The sequence below is a fragment of the Amycolatopsis stemonae genome (genome assembly GCF_054781455.1).
Window position 1 is genome coordinate 107,447 of record NZ_BAAGUJ010000008.1, and the last position, 14,430, is coordinate 121,876.

A 14,430-nucleotide genomic window follows, 5' to 3' on the forward strand; every position below is an offset into this window, starting at 1 on the left:
TGCGTCAGCCCGCCGCCGGGGCGGCCTTGGCGGCCTTCTTGAACGCCCGGACCTGGGCAAGGGATTCGGCGCTGGTGACGTCGGCGATCGACCGGCGCGACCCGCGGTCGCCGTACGCGCCCGCTGCCTCACGCCAGCCCTTGGGCGTGACCCCGCGCTGCTTGCCCAGCAGCGCCAGGAAGATCTTGGCCTTCTGCTCCCCGAAGCCGGGCAGAGCGCGCAGGCGCTTCAGGACCGTCGGGCCGTCGGGCTTGGGGCGCCCGTCGAGCCAGATGCCCTCCGTGCGGCCGTCGTAGTTCTCGATGATGTGCTCGGCCAGCGCGTGGACGCGGCGGGCCATCGAACCGCCGTAGCGGTGGATCGCCGGCGGGACCACGCACATCTCGACGAACGTGTCGAGGTCGGTCGCGGCGATCTTCGCCAGCTCGAACCCGTCCATCCGGTCGGCGATCTTCCGCGGGCCGGCGAACGCGTGCTCCATCGGGTACTGCTGGTCGAGGAGCATGCCGACGAGCAGGGCGAACGGGTCGTCGTTGAGCAGCTTGTCGGCGGCCGGGTCGCCGGTCAGGTGCAGTTCGCGCAGCATGTCGTCATCTTGACACAAGAGACCTCTTCTTACGTGCGCTCTTGCCCGTCACGGGGTTTCCGGTACCTCGACGGGGTCGTGCCCAGGTACCGCTTGAAGTGCCGCGTCAGGTGCGCCTGGTCGGTGAACCCGGTGACGGCGGCGACGTCGGCGGCCGGTGCCCCGGCGAGCAGCAGCCGGCGGGCGCGGTCGACGCGGCGGCCGGTCAGGTAGCGGTGCGGCGGCAGGCCGAACCGCGCGCCGAAAGAGCGCACGAGGTACGCCGGGTGCGCTCCGAGCGTCTCGGCGGCTTCGGCGAGCGTCAGCGCTTCGGGCAGCTTCGCGTCGAGGAGGTCGCGCAGGTCGTCGGCGAGACCGCGTTTCGGCTCGTGGCGGGCGGGCCTGCCCAGGTGGGTGTGCAGCCGCTCGGCGACCAGCACCAGCCGGCTTTCGGCCTCCAGCGCGTCGCCGGGGTGGGCGAGGGACTCGTGCAGCTGGTGGATCCGCGTGCGCAGCAGCCCGTCGGCGACGCTCGGCCGGTCGACGGCCGCGCCGACGAGGTCCTCGCCCAGCACCGACGTCTCGAGGTAGAGCACGCGCTTGCGGAAGCCGTGGCTGGTCGCGGCGCGCCCGTCGTGCGCGACGTTCGGCGGCAGCAGCGTCACGGCCGGGCCGAGCGCGCCGTGGTGGTGGCGGTCGAGGTCGTAGCGGATGACGCCGTCGTCGACGATCAGCAGCGTCCACGTGTCGTGCGTGTGCGGCGGGTAGGCGTGGGTGGTGAAGCGGGCGTGGAAGACCTCGGCGATCCCCGGGACCGCCGGCCGCCAAGCTTCCACGTGGGCCATGTCAAGAACGTACAAGACGCGCGGGTCCCCGACGGGCGAGTCTGGGCCCATGAGTTCCTTCGACACGAAGATCGCCGTCCTGCTCCGCGACGACTTGGCGTCCTGGCAGCGGCTCAACGTCACCGCGTTCCTGGTGAGCGGGATCGCCCACGTGACGCCGGAGCTGATGGGCGAGCCCTACCGCGACGCCGACGACACGGAGTACCTGCCGATGTTCGGCCAGCCGGTGCTGGTCTTCTCGGGTCCGGGCGACGTCCTCACGGCGGCGCACACCCGCGCGCTGGGCCGCGGCCTGCGCATCTCGATCTTCACCGACGAGCTGTTCCACACGGGCAACGACGTCGACAACCGGGCGGCGGTCCGCGCGGTGCCGGGGGAGAAGCTCGCGCTGGCCGGGCTGGCGGTGCACGGCCCGAAGAACGCGGTGGACAAGATTCTCAAGGGTGCTTCTCTCCACAAATAGACGTCCCATGAGGTGTCCAGGTTGCCCATCTGGGAAAAGCGTGGCGAACGGCGCAAACACCTCCTCCCGGGCCGGAGCTCGCTGCCATGATCGGCGGCAGCGCCGCGGAGAGCGGCTCGGACTGGGGAGGGTTCCGTGAATTCACTTCGTCGTGCGTGCGTGATCCTGACGGCGGCGGCCGGCCTGGGCGTGGCGCCCGTGTCGGTCGCGTCGGCGGACCCGGTGCGGACGGTGAGCTACACCTCGGAGGACGGCGCTTGGCCGATGCGGGGCAGCGCCCAGTACGCGTCGCCGGGCGACGAGATCGCCGTGTGGCAGCGCGACGGCAAGCTGACGATCGACGTCGACGCGGGCTTCGACTACCTCCGCATCGAGTTGAGCGCCCCGGCGGGGGAGACCCTGCACACCGGGACGTACACGGGCGCGCGCTACCGCAGCCCGAGCGACCCGGCGCTGAGCACGCCGGGATTCTCGGCGGTCACGGGCGGCTTCGGCTGCGGTGACGACTACGCGGACTTCACGATCGACCGCCTCGACGCGACGGGCGTCGACGCGACGTTCGTCCAGCACTGCGGCACCCCGGACGGCCCGGCCACCCGCGGCGAGGTCCACTTCACGGCCTGAGCCGCTCGACCGGCGGTAGCTGGCCTGTCGTCAACCAGGTGACCCAGTCGGTGGGCTGGAACACGCAGTTCCCGGACCACACGCGGCTCGCGTGGCCGCCGAGGAGCTGCACCGCGCGCCAGAGGTCGTCGTCGGCGTCGCGGCGCTCGAAGGTGACGCGGTCCGCGGAGGTCGTGCAGAAGACGCCGGTGGTGGAGGACGCCAGCCGGTCCCGGCGCTGGAGGAACCAGCCGTCGGGATCGGCGGGCGCCCCCGCCTCGCCGCCCAAGGTGCGCCACACGACGTCGGGACCCAGTGCCGGGATCTCGGCGATGGCGAGGGTGCAAACATTTGCGGACGGCTTGGGAAGCACGGTCCGCCGCTCGATTCCCAGCGACTTCAGCTCGAAGGCGGCGGCGGAGACCCGGATCCGTAGCGGGGCGAAGAACTCGACGGTCGTGCGCCCGCCGTCCTCCCACCATGAAGGTTCTTCGATCGTGTGGTCCGCAGCCGGCGGCTCGGCCATTTCCAGCTCGGCCTGATCGGCGCTCAGCTCGAACACCTCGACCACCGAAACGTCGCCCGGCACCCGCCGGTACTCCGCGTACGCCTCGAGCAGCACCGAGACCCGGCCGCCGACACTGGTGATCGCCGTCAGGTGGCCGTCGGCGAACCGGTCCAGCCTCACGGCGCCGTGGCGTGCACCAGGAAGACGCTGCGGACCCGGTCGCCGCCGTCGGCGGTGAACGTCCGGGCTGACACCTCCACGAAGCCCGCCGCCGAGGCCAGGGCCCCCGCGCCGGCCTCGTCCAGGGGGAACGACAGGTCCGTCGGCACGAACTCGGCGAACGGGCCGGACGGCTTGAACCGCGACCCCGAAACCACCGAAAACGCCAGCCGCCCACCCGGCCGGAGCACGCGCAGCCAGTCCGCGAACGCGACCGCGCCCAGGAAGTGCAGCGAGGACGCGCACAGCACCACGTCGGCCGACGCGTCCGGTGAAGGCATCGGCACCGCCGGCCCGACCCGCCACTCGATGACCCCGTCCGGGTCGAGCGAAGCCGCCTTCGCCGTGGCCCGCTCGACCATCGCCGGCGACAAGTCGACAGCCAGCACGCGCGACGGCTTCAGCTGCAATGCCGCGTACGCCGCGAAGCCCGTCCCCGTGGCGACATCCAGGACGAGTCCCGGCGAGGAGGGGAGTGGTGAAACCAGCGCGTCGGCCACCAAAGCGTGAAATTCGTCTTCGTCGTAGTGCTCGGCCGTGCTGTCGAAGAGGGCTGCCCTCGAGTCGTGGTCCACGGACCCAACCTAGTGGGGCTCACCAGCGAATTTCAGGGGACGGCGGCCCGCGAACCCCAGGTCGGTGCGGTGGTACCAGCCCAGCTCCGGGTCGCCTTCCAGCCAGCACAGCAGCACGTCGACGCCGTCGAGCTCGGCCGGGAAGTCGACCAGTAGCGGCGCGAACCCCTTCAGCTCCGCGCCGGTGTGCTGGACCGTCGTCATCAGGTCGTCGAGCCGGGCCTGCGCGGCCTTCCACTCGGGCAGCCCGCCCAGCTCCGTGGCCCGCCCGCCGGGGCGCAGCGACGCCGCCAGCTCGGCCGCGTCGGCCCGGACGCGGACCAGTTCGTCGAGGACCGGCCGCAGCCGCGCCAGTTCGTCGCGTGCCTCCGCGACGGTGAACAAACCCATCGCGCGATGATCCCACCGGCGTCGCTCAGGCCTCCCGGCGCCGCCGCACCAGCGCGTTGGCCAGCCCGCTGCCGACCAGCAGGAAGCCCACGCCGAGCAGGCCGCCGATGAACAGGAAGTCCATGACGCCGTACGCGATGTCGCTCTTCGGCATCAGGTTCACCAGCTTGAAGCCCCACTCCGGGACGGCCATCGCGGCCACGCCCGGCAGGACGCCGTAGATCAGCCCGCCCAGGATCGGGCCGACCGCGGACAGCGCGCCGAGCGCGGCGACGACCAGCAGCAGGATCGCCCCGCCGGCCAGCAGCGCGATGCCCAGCGGGTCGCGGTTGGTGCTCAGCGTCGCCTGGATCAGCTGCTGCTGGCGCAGGCCGCCCCAGCTCAGCAGGCCGAGCGCGACCGGTGTGAGCAGGAGCCCTCCCAGCGCGCTGACCAGGTGGGCGACACCGCGGCGCGGCCGCTCGTCCAGCACGTCCGTGGTGTCGTCGTAGTCCTCGTAGTCGTCTTCGTACTCCGCGTACCGATGGGTCGACAAGGCCGTCACCTCCCGCATGATGAGTTCACGGGTGGCATCGTGCCCTGGTTCACCCCATCGCGCGACGGTCGCTCGGCGAGCGGTCGGATCCGGCGAACGGCGGTACCGCCCCGTGAGGCTCGCCACAACGCGCGGGTGGAGACTTGATACCGACCACTACTTGAACCATCCAGGTCCGTCAAGCAGTACGCTTGTACCGCTACCGGCGAAGACTTAAAGAAGAACGCGAAGATCCGCGGAAGGAGCACCGCTGCTCATGGCCAAGATCAAGGTCCAGGGCACCGTCGTCGAACTCGACGGCGATGAGATGACCCGCATCATCTGGCAGTTCATCAAGGACAAGCTGATCCACCCGTACCTGGACGTGAACCTGGACTACTACGACCTGGGTATCGAGGAGCGGGACCGCACCGACGACCAGGTCACCATCGACGCCGCCAACGCCATCAAGCAGCACGGCGTCGGCGTCAAGTGCGCCACGATCACCCCGGACGAGGCGCGCGTCGAGGAGTTCGGCCTCAAGAAGATGTGGCTGTCCCCGAACGGGACGATCCGCAACATCCTCGGCGGCGTGATCTTCCGCGAGCCGATCGTCATCCAGAACATCCCGCGCCTGGTCCCGACGTGGACGAAGCCGATCATCATCGGCCGCCACGCGCACGGCGACCAGTACCGCGCCACCAACTTCAAGGTCCCCGGCCCGGGCAAGCTGACCGTCAGCTACACCCCGGACGACGGCTCCGAGCCGATGGAGTTCCAGGTCGCGCAGTTCCCCGAGGGCGGCGGCGTCGCCATGGGGATGTACAACTTCAAGAAGTCGATCGAGGACTTCGCGCGCGCCTCGCTGCAGTACGGCCTCGACCGCGAGCTCCCGGTGTACCTCTCCACCAAGAACACCATCCTCAAGGCCTACGACGGCCAGTTCAAGGACGTGTTCGAGGAGATCTTCCAGAACGAGTTCAAGGCCGACTTCGACGCCAAGGGCATCACCTACGAGCACCGCCTGATCGACGACATGGTCGCCGCGGCGATGAAGTGGGAGGGCGGCTACGTCTGGGCGTGCAAGAACTACGACGGTGACGTCCAGTCCGACACGGTCGCGCAGGGCTTCGGCTCGCTCGGCCTGATGACGTCGGTGCTGCGCACGCCGGACGGCAAGACCGTCGAGGCCGAGGCCGCGCACGGCACGGTCACCCGGCACTACCGCCAGCACCAGCAGGGCAAGCCGACGTCGACCAACCCGATCGCGTCGATCTACGCTTGGACCCGCGGCCTCGAGCACCGCGGCAAGCTGGACGGCAACCAGGAGCTGATCGGCTTCGCGAACAAGCTGGAGCAGGTCGTCGTCGAGACCGTCGAGAGCGGCCAGATGACGAAGGACCTCGCGCTGCTCATCAGCAAGGACCAGCCGTGGCAGACGACCGAGGAGTTCCTCGCGACGCTGGACGACAACCTGGCGAAGAAGATCGCCCAGGGCTGAGTCGCTTTCGAAGAGGGCCCCTTCCCAGTTCCGCCGGGGAGGGGCCCTCTTCGTGTTCACGCCGTGTCACCACGGAGTGACGCCGCTGGCGCCTCCGGGTGGTTGCTGCGTCCGGCGCTGTCCGTCCGGGTAAAGGATTGCCTACCCTTGGCACGGGACGGGATTCGCGGTTGGAGGAAGGCGTCATGCTCGGGTTGTCGAAGAAGACGCTGATCATCATCGGTGCGGTCATCGCGGTCGTCGTCATCTACGCGTTGAACACCGACAAGCAGGCCTCGGGAGCTTCGGCGACCGGGTGCAAGGTGACCGTGACCGCGGACGTCCTGAACGCCCGCGAGACGGCCGACGGCAACGCCAAGATCGTCGGGAAGTACCTGCGGGACGCCCAGTTCGACGCGCTGCCGGGCGTGCAGAACGGCTTCCGGAAGGTGGCCGACGACAAGTGGGTCGCCGCGGCGTTCACCCAGCCGGTCGCCGGCTCCACCTGCTGAGCGCGTTCAGAGCCCGATCAGGTCGGCCGCGAGCGTCACGACACCGAACGCCGCGGCCGACAGGCCGAGCGTGCGGGCGCGCTTCGGGTCGCGTTTCGCGGCGGCGCGCCAGTAGAGGCCGATGCCGACGGCCAGCAGGAGCAGTTCGACGACGGCCGAGACAGCGGGCAGCCGCCAGAGCCCGAAGCCGAACGTCGGCAGGTCGCCGGCGTTGCCGGGCAGGATCGGCAGGTCGGCGCGGTGCACGACGAGGTCGAGCAGCCAATGTGAGAAGACGACGCCGCTTAAGATGAGCCCGGCTTCGCGGCCGAGCCAGTGGCTCGCGACCAGGCCGAAGAGCGCGGCGAGCACGAGTGCGCCGACGAGGGAGTGCGTGTAGTCGGCGTGGATGACGCCGCCGCCGTAGCCCTCGCCGTCGACCGTCTCGACGCCGGTCAGGTAGAGGGGCACGAAGACGACGTCGAGCCAGGCGGTGGCGAGCATGAGCGTCCACACGGGAATGGCCGGCCGTCCCGCCTTGACGGCCGCGGCGAGCCCGAAGTGCCCGGCGATCATCTGCGGGCCTCCGTCCAGGGGAAACGGGCGTCGAGCACGCCAAGCACGACGGTGAAGAGCAGGACGGCGATGATGAAACTCATGGTTGCTCCGCGTAGTTCGTGAGACCTTGGACGAGCATGGATTTGAGGACCTCGAAGCTCTGGTCGACGTCCTCGGGCCGGCCGAAGCCGCCGGACGCCTCGAGCCCGGCGAAGCCCTGGACGGCCGCGCGCAGGCACCGGGTCGCGTGCACGGCTTGGACGTGGTCGAAGCCGAACGGCCGCAGCACGGCGAAGACGACTTCCGCGACGGCGTGGGTGGCCTTGCTCAGTTCGGCATCGGCTTCGTCAGGAGCGGTGACGAGCGCGCGGGTGCGGTGCGGGTGCCGCCGCAGGTAGTCGCGGTAGGCATCGGCCACGGCTTCGACGGCTTTCGCCCCTTCCCTTCCGGTGGCGGCGTCCCGGAGTGCTTCAGCCATCTCCTGGACGACCCTCAGGTCGACGAGCCGCCGCAGGTCGGCGAGGTTCTTGACGTGCTTGTAGAGCGACGGCGCGGCAACCCCGGCGCGTTCGGCGACCTTGGCGAGGCTCAGGGTTTCCGGGCCGGCCTCGTCGATGAGGGTGAGGGCCAGGTCGACCACCGCTTCGGTGGTCAGGCCCGCTCTAGGTGACATCTGCTTGGCTACTGTGCATAGCTTTAAAGCTAATTGCCGTAGCCTGAGCCGTCAAGGCGCCGTTTTTGTCGGTGGTGGGTGCTAGAACTTTGGTCAGTGGAAGTTCGCAGGTCGGCGGCGTTGGGCCGCGGAAGAGGAGGTGCCCGCCCGGGGCCGGGCGACAACTGAATGCGGCAGGGGTGCGGCGGTGTCCGCGGGGTCTCCAGGGGGAGTCTCGCGGGCAGGTGGATCCTGGTTGCCGGGGGATCGCGCCTGGGGACCGCGCTCGGACGGGGGTCCGAGCGCGGGGGTGAGATTCACTTCGCTCGCGCGGTTCGGAGATCGACCGAAAGGTCCTCGCGTGCGTCATGAGGTCGACCGAAAGGTCCTCCGCGCGCGTCATGAGGTCGACCGTGAGGTCCTCCGCGCGCGTCAGAGTTCGACCGTGAGGTCCTCCTCGGCAACCAGCACCTCCCCGCCGAACTCGGCGGCGGCTTCCGCGGCGGCCGCGGCGCGGTCGGTGCCCGGCCAGAAGTGGGTCAACAGCAACCGGCGTGCTCCGGCGCGTGCGGCCCACTCGCCGGCCTCGGTCGCGGTCATCAAGAAGCGAGGCTCCCCCTCCGCCGGTGGGGTGCGGAGGGTGGCGTCGCAGATGACCAGGTCCGCGTCGCGGCCGAGGTCGGCCAGGGCCGGTGAGGGGCCCGTGTCGCCGGTGTAGACCACCGTGAGCCCGGGTGCGGTGAGGCGCACGCCGAAGTTCGGCACGTAGTGCGGCAACGAGAACGCCGTCATGCGGAACGGGCCGAGGTCGGCCGGTGTGGCGATGTCGTGCACGTCGAACAGTTCCGCGGGGTGCGGCCGCGGCTCCATCGCCTCGAGGCGATGGACCGTGCCGGGCGTGCAGAACATCGGCAGCCGTGGCGGCTCGCCGGTTGCCTCGGCCTGGACCGTGTAGTGCCAAGCCCGCCCGAGCGCGCTCACGTCGGCGCAGTGGTCCGGGTGCTCGTGCGTCACCACGACGGCGTCCGGCAGCCGGTCGCGGCTGTGCGCGAACAGCCGCGAGGCGGCGCCGTACCCGAGGTCGAGGACGACGCGGAAGCCGTTGTGCGACAACAGGAATCCGGCGCACGCCCGCCCGGGTTCCGGCCACGCACCGCAACTCCCGAGCACGGTCAGCCGACTCTCGTCCATGGCGGCAGTCTGGCACGGCGGGCCTGCCACCCGGGTCAACGCGCGACGCCTCGCCGGGTAGCGTGCAGGACGTGCTGACCGTCTCCACCGTGAACGTCAACGGCCTCCGCGCCGCCGCCAAGAAGGGCTTCGTCGAGTGGCTCGCGGCCACGAAGGCAGATGTCGTCTGCTGCCAGGAAGTGCGCGCCACGGCGGAGCAGCTTCCCGCGGACGTCGTCGAGCCCGAGGGGTGGTTCGCGGTGCACGCGCCGTCCGCCGCCAAGGGGCGCAACGGCGTCGCCGTCTACAGCCGGGTCGAGCCCGAGGAAGTCCGCGTCGGCTTCGGCGAGCCCGAGTTCGAAGACAGCGGCCGGTACCTCGAAGTGCACCTGCCGAACGTCGTCGTCGCGAGCCTCTACCTGCCCAGCGGGGACGTCGGCACCGAACGCCAGGACGAAAAGGAACGCTTCATGGCCGCGTTCCTGCCCTACCTCGTCGAGCTCCGGGCGAAGGCCGCCGCGGCCGGGCGCGAAGTCGTCGTCGTGGGGGACTGGAACATCGCCTACGACACCATCGACCTCAAGAACTGGCGCGGCAACCGCAAGAACTCCGGCTTCCTCCCCGAGGAACGCGCCTGGCTCGGTCGCGTCTACGCCGAAGCCGGCTACACGGACGTCCAGCGCCGCCTCGACCCCGAAGGCCCCGGCCCCTACACCTGGTGGTCCTACCGCGGCCAGGCCTTCGACAACGACTCCGGCTGGCGCATCGACTGCCAGCTCGCGACGCCCGGCCTGGCCGAGAAGGTCGTCGAGGTCGTGGTCGAGCGCGCCGACTCCTACGACCGGCGGTGGTCCGACCACGCGCCGGTCACCGCCACCTACGACATCTAGGCCGCGCGGGCGGCGCGCCACACCTCGCTGTCCACGAAGTGGTTGTCGAACCGGTCCTGCGACGCCAGGATCTCCGCCGGCGACGCCTCGCCCCGCCGGATCCGGTCGATCATCCGGAAGTACTCGAAGCGCTCGACGCCGGGCGTGAACACGATCAGCACGTCGGCGCCGGATCTCGACGTCGCCCCGAACGCGTGGTTGTTGTGCGGCGGCACGAACAGCATGTCGCCCGCGCGCACCGTCACGATCCCTTCACCGTTCAGCACTTCCAGTTCGCCGTCCAGCACGAAGAACATCTCCGCCGAGGACGTGTGGAAGTGCGGCGTCGCGCCGTCGCGCCCGCGGCCCAGTGACGCGCGGTTCGCGCTCAGGTGCCCGCCGGTGTGGGACACGTCCGCGAGCAGGGTCATGGTGTCGGGGGTCGAGCCGAGCGTCTCGGCTTCGTCGTGCCGTACCAGCAAGGTCGTCATGCCCGAGATGATTCCACGTCTGATAGTTCGCTGTCAAACTATCAGGCGACGAATAGTGCTGGCATCGAATAAGCTGGGCCGGTGAGTGACGAAGACGCCGTCGACGCCGTCGTGTCGGCCTGGCAACGCGAACGCCCCGACCTCGACCTGACCGCCATCGGTGTGGCCGGCCGGCTCGGGCGGCTGAGCCTCGTGCTCGGGCCGGCCCAGGAGCGCGTGTTCGGCAAGTTCGGCCTGCAACGCGGGGAGTTCGACGTCCTGGCCGCGCTCCGCCGGTCGGGGTCGCCGTACACGCTGATCCCGTCCGAGCTGTCCGCGACGCTGATGATGTCCCGCGCCGGCATGACCAGCCGCCTCGACCGGCTGGAGAAGGCCGGGTTCGTCGAGCGCGCGCTCGACCCGAACGACCGGCGCAGCTTCCGGATCCGGTTGACCGACAAGGGTTTCGAGGCCGTCGACGCCGCGATGACCGAGCACACGGCGAACGTCACCGAGCTGCTGTCTTCCTTGGGGGGTAAGGAAATCGCCCTGCTCGACGACGTCCTGCGCAAGCTCCTCGCCGCGTTCGACACGCCTTGAGCGCGAAGAAGGGCCTCCCCGGGCGAACCCGGGAAGGCCCTTCTCGCCGCGCCCGGCTCAGCAGGAAAGGTTGTCGCCCGTCGGGACGCCGAGGATCCCGGTGATCTGGGTGTACTTGTCGATCCGGCTCTGGACCTGGGCGGGGTTGCCGCCGTTGCACTCGATCGAGCCGTTGATGCTGCGGATGGTCTCGCCGAAGCCGCGCTGGTTCACCATCGCGTCGTGCGGGGTCATCGTGCCCGGGCCGGTCTGCGTGTTCCAGTACCAGAGGCCGGTCTTCCACGCGACGGCCGCGTCCTGTTCGACGAGGTAAGGGTTGTTGAGCAGGTCGATGCCGAGGTTGTCGCCCGCGGCCTTGTAGTTGAAGTTCCAGCTCAGCTGGATCGGGCCACGGCCGTAGTAGGCGGCCTGGCCGGCCGGGCAGCCGTAGGACTGGCTCGCGTCGCAGTAGTGCGGGTAGTTCGCGGTGTTCTGCTCGACGATGTAGACCAGCCCGCCGGTTTCGTGGTCGACGTTCGCGAGGAACGCGGCGGCTTCTTGCTTCTTCACGGTGTCGTCGCCGGTGTTCGCGAAGGCGGGGTACGCGGACAGGGCGTCGGTGAGGCCGCTGTAGGTGTAGAAGCTGTTGCGGCCCGGGAAGATCTGGTTGAACTGGGCCTCGCTGACGACGAACGAGGCGTCGGGGGCGGCGGACGCGGTCGTGCCGGGCAGGACGATGGCCGCGGCCGCGGCGGCGAGCGCGCTCACCGCCACTCCGGCGCGCTTCAGGAACCGGGGGATCGACATTCGGGACTCCTCTTGATCACGCCGGTCGTGCGCGGTCCGACCGAGCCGAATGGGCTACTCCAAGAGGTATAGACCAATCACTATCGTGTGAAAAGTTTTCCGAATAAGAGGGCGCGATCGGAGCAGTGGGCACTGCGGCAAATGGCAGAGGGTGAGAGCCGATTGGGTTGAACGGGTGATGAACGACCGGACAAGGATCGGCCACTCTCTACTTTGGGTATGAGCGTTCCGCCTTCCGCAACACCCACTCGGGTGGCGACGTGAACCGCGGGGGTGCCCGGATCGTGTTCTCGGTTGGGCGATACCCTCGGCCACCGAGTCGACAGGGACCTCCGGGCCTTGACACACTCGGTAGTTTTTTGACCAGTAGCACGCAGCGTCTCACTCGTATGGGTGAGACTTTGGGTGAAGACACTGCGCTCGTCACTCGCGGGAGGCACTCCGGTGCGCAACCCAGGTCAACTCCTGATGCGGTCCACGCTGCGCGGATTCCGCGCGGCCGCCGTCGTCGCGCTCGCCCCGGCCGGGCTGCTCCTGGCCGGCGCCGGCAGCGCGTTCGCCGACGCGACGACCGTGCAGGCCGACACCAACGCGGAAGCCTTCGGCGTGCTCGGCCCGGTCGGGCTGGTCGCGGTCGCGCTCGGCATCGTCGGCATGACGCTGGGAGTGCTGCGCCAGCGCCGCAAGACCCGCGAAGCCGCGGCGACGGCGGCGCAAGCCCCGGCCGCACCACCGGTCGACCCGAGGGTGGCGGCCCCGGAGGTCCGAGGCCCGGTCACGGCAATGGCCGAGGCGGTCCTGGCCGACCCCGACGCGACGCCGACCCGCCCGCTGTTCACCCAGCGCCCGCACGCCTGACCCAGCCTCTCCGCAGGGAGTACCCGGCTGGAGGCGCTCGCCACGGGACGGCCCTGCTGTGGCCGAGAACCGGCCGGAGGTCCCGGCTCGCTCGCCGCGGGACGGCCCTGCTCACCGCCGAGAACCCCGGCTGGAGCGGTGCCTGGCTGCCCTTTCGGGAAGATTCCACCCCGAATTCAGCGGGGTCCCGCGTCCGCCGCGAACACCGGCCGTCCTGGGGGAAACCCCAAGGCTGGGCCCCCTCCGCGCCCGCTGCCGCCCCGGGCCTGGAAGAATCCTTGCGTGTCCGATGAGCAGACCGTCGCCGCCGCACGTCGTCCGCGGGTTCTTTCCGGGATCCAGCCGACCGCCGACTCGTTCCACCTCGGGAACTACCTCGGTGCGCTGCGCCAGTGGGTGCGGCTGCAGGACACCCACGAGTGCTTCTACAGCGTCGTCGACCTGCACGCCATCACCGTCGAGCAGGACCCGAAGGTCCTGCGGCAGCGCACCCGCGTCTCGGCCGCGCAGCTGCTCGCCATCGGCATCGACCCGCAGCGCACCGCGCTGTTCGTGCAGAGCCACGTCCCGGAGCACGCCCAGCTGAGCTGGGTCATGGAGTGCCAGACCGGCTTCGGCGAGGCCGGCCGGATGACGCAGTTCAAGGACAAGTCCGCGAAGCAGGGCTCCGACCGCTCCAGCGTCGGCCTCTTCACCTACCCGGTCCTGCAGGCCGCGGACATCCTGCTCTACCAGGCCGACGCGGTCCCGGTCGGCGAGGACCAGCGCCAGCACCTCGAGCTGACGCGCGACCTCGCGCAGCGCTTCAACAACCGGCTGGGCGCCACGTTCGTCGTGCCGGAGCCGTACATCATCAAGGACACGGCGAAGATCTACGATCTCCAGGACCCGACGGCCAAGATGAGCAAGTCGGCGCCCACCGTCAACGGCCTGATCGAGCTGCTCGACGACCCGAAGCGCTCGGCGAAGAAGATCCGCTCGGCGGTCACCGACACCGGCCGTGAGGTCAGGTTCGACCCCGAGAACAAGGCGGGCGTCTCGAACCTGCTGACCATCTACTCGGCGTTGAGCGAGCGGACGATCCCCGACCTCGAAGCCGCGTACGAGGGCAAGGGCTACGGCGACCTGAAGAAGGACCTCGGCGAGCTGTTCGTCGAGTGGGTCACGCCCATCCAGGAGCGCGCCAAGTCCTATTTGGACGATGTCGCCGAGCTCGACAAGGTGCTCGCCGCGGGCGCCGAGCGAGCCCGTGAGGTGGCCTCGAAGACCCTGGCCAAGACCTACCGCCGGATCGGGTTCCTGCCGCCGGTGCGGTGAAGCTGCTCCTGCTGAACGGCCCGCCGGGCAGCGGCAAGTCGACGCTCGCCCGGCGGTACGCCGACGACCACCCGCCGGCGCTGGCCCTCGACGTCGACCGGCTCCGCGCGATGGTGGGCGGCTGGCGCGCGGAGCCGGGCCACGCGGGCCTGCTGGCACGTGACGTCGCCGTCGCGGCCGCGCGGGCGCACCTGATCGCGGGGCACGACGTCGTCGTGCCGCAGCTGGTCGCCCGGCCGGGCTTCCCGGAACGGCTCGAGGAACTGGCCCGCGAGACGCAGGCGACCTTCCACGAGTTCGTGCTCCTGCCGGGGCGCGAAGTGGCTCGACAACGCTTCGCCGAGCGTGGGACGTCGGAGGTCGAGGCCGTCGTGCCGCTGGGCGGGTCCGAACTGGACGCGGCCTACGACGCCGTCGAGGCGTTCGCCGCGAGCCGCGGGGTGCCGGCCCTCACCGCCGCGGACGCCTACCCGGGCCTGCTCGCCTCCCTCGCGTAG

Annotated in this window: 20 protein-coding genes; 9 read left to right on the top strand and 11 right to left on the bottom strand. The window is 70.2% G+C overall.

Features of this window, described 5'->3' with window-relative positions; translation table 11 throughout:
* Window positions 1-4: 4 nt before the first annotated feature.
* Complete coding sequence (locus ACYVLJ_RS27955; protein WP_451977852.1) at window positions 5-586, bottom strand: HhH-GPD-type base excision DNA repair protein; 582 nt, start codon at window positions 584-586, stop codon at window positions 5-7.
* 29 nt (window positions 587-615) lie between these two features.
* Window positions 616-1,410 (bottom strand): helix-turn-helix transcriptional regulator, encoded by a 795-nt coding sequence (locus ACYVLJ_RS27960; protein WP_460440918.1) that lies wholly within the window; start codon window positions 1,408-1,410, stop codon window positions 616-618.
* Between the two features lie 49 nt (window positions 1,411-1,459).
* Between ACYVLJ_RS27960 and ACYVLJ_RS27965 the strand changes: the two genes are divergently transcribed.
* Both ACYVLJ_RS27965 and ACYVLJ_RS27970 read left to right on the top strand, forming a co-directional pair.
* On the top strand, window positions 1,460-1,873 hold the full coding sequence (locus ACYVLJ_RS27965) for a DUF2000 family protein (protein WP_460440919.1): 414 nt from the start codon (window positions 1,460-1,462) through the stop codon (window positions 1,871-1,873).
* A gap of 135 nt (window positions 1,874-2,008) precedes the next feature.
* On the top strand, window positions 2,009-2,497 hold the full coding sequence (locus ACYVLJ_RS27970) for a hypothetical protein (RefSeq protein ID WP_460440920.1): 489 nt from the start codon (window positions 2,009-2,011) through the stop codon (window positions 2,495-2,497).
* On the opposite strand, the gene ACYVLJ_RS27975 is transcribed toward ACYVLJ_RS27970, so the two are convergent.
* Genes ACYVLJ_RS27975 through ACYVLJ_RS27990 form a run of 4 tightly spaced genes read right to left on the bottom strand, consistent with a single transcriptional unit; the run spans window position 2,487 to window position 4,703 of the window.
* A complete protein-coding gene (locus ACYVLJ_RS27975) occupies window positions 2,487-3,164 on the bottom strand; it encodes a hypothetical protein (protein WP_460440921.1) in 678 nt (225 codons plus the stop codon). The genes ACYVLJ_RS27970 and ACYVLJ_RS27975 overlap by 11 nt on opposite strands.
* Window positions 3,161-3,778, bottom strand: coding sequence for a class I SAM-dependent methyltransferase (locus ACYVLJ_RS27980; RefSeq protein WP_460440922.1), 618 nt, complete (start codon window positions 3,776-3,778; stop codon window positions 3,161-3,163). Before ACYVLJ_RS27980 ends, ACYVLJ_RS27975 begins: the two co-directional genes overlap by 4 nt.
* A 9-nt stretch (window positions 3,779-3,787) precedes the next feature.
* The gene (locus tag ACYVLJ_RS27985) at window positions 3,788-4,168 is read right to left on the bottom strand and encodes a DUF2203 domain-containing protein (protein ID WP_451977838.1); all 381 of its coding nucleotides are present in this window, start codon (window positions 4,166-4,168) and stop codon (window positions 3,788-3,790) included.
* Window positions 4,169-4,193: 25 nt separating this feature from the next.
* Window positions 4,194-4,703: a hypothetical protein gene (locus ACYVLJ_RS27990; protein ID WP_451977835.1), complete on the bottom strand. Its 510-nt coding sequence runs from the start codon at window positions 4,701-4,703 to the stop codon at window positions 4,194-4,196.
* Window positions 4,704-4,959: 256 nt separating this feature from the next.
* Here ACYVLJ_RS27990 and ACYVLJ_RS27995 point away from each other — a divergent pair, with 256 nt between their 5' ends.
* Complete coding sequence (locus tag ACYVLJ_RS27995; RefSeq protein WP_451977832.1) at window positions 4,960-6,183, top strand: NADP-dependent isocitrate dehydrogenase; 1,224 nt, start codon at window positions 4,960-4,962, stop codon at window positions 6,181-6,183.
* A gap of 194 nt (window positions 6,184-6,377) precedes the next feature.
* The gene (locus tag ACYVLJ_RS28000; protein ID WP_451978171.1) at window positions 6,378-6,674 is read left to right on the top strand and encodes an SH3 domain-containing protein; all 297 of its coding nucleotides are present in this window, start codon (window positions 6,378-6,380) and stop codon (window positions 6,672-6,674) included.
* Window positions 6,675-6,680: 6 nt separating this feature from the next.
* Here the strand turns inward: ACYVLJ_RS28000 and ACYVLJ_RS28005 are convergent, their stop codons facing one another.
* The 3 genes from ACYVLJ_RS28005 to ACYVLJ_RS28015 all read right to left on the bottom strand — a co-directional run bounded on the left by ACYVLJ_RS28005 (window position 6,681) and on the right by ACYVLJ_RS28015 (window position 9,054).
* Window positions 6,681-7,229, bottom strand: a complete 549-nt coding sequence (locus ACYVLJ_RS28005) for a permease (protein ID WP_451977829.1) — start codon at window positions 7,227-7,229, stop codon at window positions 6,681-6,683.
* 79 nt (window positions 7,230-7,308) lie between these two features.
* Window positions 7,309-7,884: a TetR/AcrR family transcriptional regulator gene (locus ACYVLJ_RS28010; RefSeq protein ID WP_451977826.1), complete on the bottom strand. Its 576-nt coding sequence runs from the start codon at window positions 7,882-7,884 to the stop codon at window positions 7,309-7,311.
* A gap of 411 nt (window positions 7,885-8,295) precedes the next feature.
* Window positions 8,296-9,054, bottom strand: coding sequence for an MBL fold metallo-hydrolase (locus tag ACYVLJ_RS28015; RefSeq protein WP_460440923.1), 759 nt, complete (start codon window positions 9,052-9,054; stop codon window positions 8,296-8,298).
* Between the two features lie 62 nt (window positions 9,055-9,116).
* Here ACYVLJ_RS28015 and ACYVLJ_RS28020 point away from each other — a divergent pair, with 62 nt between their 5' ends.
* Window positions 9,117-9,923 (top strand): exodeoxyribonuclease III, encoded by an 807-nt coding sequence (locus ACYVLJ_RS28020; protein WP_451977820.1) that lies wholly within the window; start codon window positions 9,117-9,119, stop codon window positions 9,921-9,923.
* Here ACYVLJ_RS28020 and ACYVLJ_RS28025 read toward each other — a convergent pair.
* Window positions 9,920-10,393, bottom strand: a complete 474-nt coding sequence (locus tag ACYVLJ_RS28025) for a cupin domain-containing protein (RefSeq protein ID WP_460440924.1) — start codon at window positions 10,391-10,393, stop codon at window positions 9,920-9,922. The two genes, ACYVLJ_RS28020 and ACYVLJ_RS28025, sit on opposite strands and share 4 nt — an antisense overlap.
* A gap of 81 nt (window positions 10,394-10,474) precedes the next feature.
* On the opposite strand from ACYVLJ_RS28025, the gene ACYVLJ_RS28030 reads away from it, so the two are divergent.
* A complete protein-coding gene (locus tag ACYVLJ_RS28030; RefSeq protein WP_460440925.1) occupies window positions 10,475-10,972 on the top strand; it encodes a MarR family winged helix-turn-helix transcriptional regulator in 498 nt (165 codons plus the stop codon).
* Between the two features lie 57 nt (window positions 10,973-11,029).
* Here the strand turns inward: ACYVLJ_RS28030 and ACYVLJ_RS28035 are convergent, their stop codons facing one another.
* The gene (locus ACYVLJ_RS28035; RefSeq protein ID WP_460440926.1) at window positions 11,030-11,758 is read right to left on the bottom strand and encodes a chitinase; all 729 of its coding nucleotides are present in this window, start codon (window positions 11,756-11,758) and stop codon (window positions 11,030-11,032) included.
* A 468-nt stretch (window positions 11,759-12,226) separates the two neighbouring features.
* On the opposite strand from ACYVLJ_RS28035, the gene ACYVLJ_RS28040 reads away from it, so the two are divergent.
* The 3 genes from ACYVLJ_RS28040 (at window position 12,227) to ACYVLJ_RS28050 (ending at window position 14,430) form a co-directional block, all read left to right on the top strand.
* A complete protein-coding gene (locus ACYVLJ_RS28040; protein ID WP_451977808.1) occupies window positions 12,227-12,616 on the top strand; it encodes a hypothetical protein in 390 nt (129 codons plus the stop codon).
* Between the two features lie 282 nt (window positions 12,617-12,898).
* A complete protein-coding gene (trpS, locus tag ACYVLJ_RS28045; RefSeq protein ID WP_451977805.1) occupies window positions 12,899-13,933 on the top strand; it encodes a tryptophan--tRNA ligase in 1,035 nt (344 codons plus the stop codon).
* Window positions 13,930-14,430 carry an AAA family ATPase gene (locus ACYVLJ_RS28050; RefSeq protein ID WP_460440927.1) on the top strand — a complete coding sequence of 167 codons (501 nt, stop codon included), beginning with the start codon at window positions 13,930-13,932 and terminating at the stop codon, window positions 14,428-14,430. Before trpS ends, ACYVLJ_RS28050 begins: the two co-directional genes overlap by 4 nt.

Bases quoted from the DNA above. Each gene is read 5' to 3' on its own strand.
- ACYVLJ_RS27955 (WP_451977852.1), bottom strand. From the start codon at position 586: ATGCTGCGCGAACTGCACCTGACCGGCGACCCGGCCGCCGACAAGCTG.
- ACYVLJ_RS27960 (WP_460440918.1), bottom strand. From the start codon at position 1,410: ATGGCCCACGTGGAAGCTTGGCGGCCGGCGGTCCCGGGGATCGCCGAG.
- ACYVLJ_RS27965 (WP_460440919.1), top strand. From the start codon at position 1,460: ATGAGTTCCTTCGACACGAAGATCGCCGTCCTGCTCCGCGACGACTTG.
- ACYVLJ_RS27985 (WP_451977838.1), bottom strand. From the start codon at position 4,168: ATGGGTTTGTTCACCGTCGCGGAGGCACGCGACGAACTGGCGCGGCTG.
- ACYVLJ_RS27995 (WP_451977832.1), top strand. From the start codon at position 4,960: ATGGCCAAGATCAAGGTCCAGGGCACCGTCGTCGAACTCGACGGCGAT.
- ACYVLJ_RS28005 (WP_451977829.1), bottom strand. From the start codon at position 7,229: ATGATCGCCGGGCACTTCGGGCTCGCCGCGGCCGTCAAGGCGGGACGG.
- ACYVLJ_RS28010 (WP_451977826.1), bottom strand. From the start codon at position 7,884: ATGTCACCTAGAGCGGGCCTGACCACCGAAGCGGTGGTCGACCTGGCC.
- ACYVLJ_RS28015 (WP_460440923.1), bottom strand. From the start codon at position 9,054: ATGGACGAGAGTCGGCTGACCGTGCTCGGGAGTTGCGGTGCGTGGCCG.
- ACYVLJ_RS28025 (WP_460440924.1), bottom strand. From the start codon at position 10,393: ATGACGACCTTGCTGGTACGGCACGACGAAGCCGAGACGCTCGGCTCG.
- ACYVLJ_RS28035 (WP_460440926.1), bottom strand. From the start codon at position 11,758: ATGTCGATCCCCCGGTTCCTGAAGCGCGCCGGAGTGGCGGTGAGCGCG.
- ACYVLJ_RS28040 (WP_451977808.1), top strand. From the start codon at position 12,227: ATGCGGTCCACGCTGCGCGGATTCCGCGCGGCCGCCGTCGTCGCGCTC.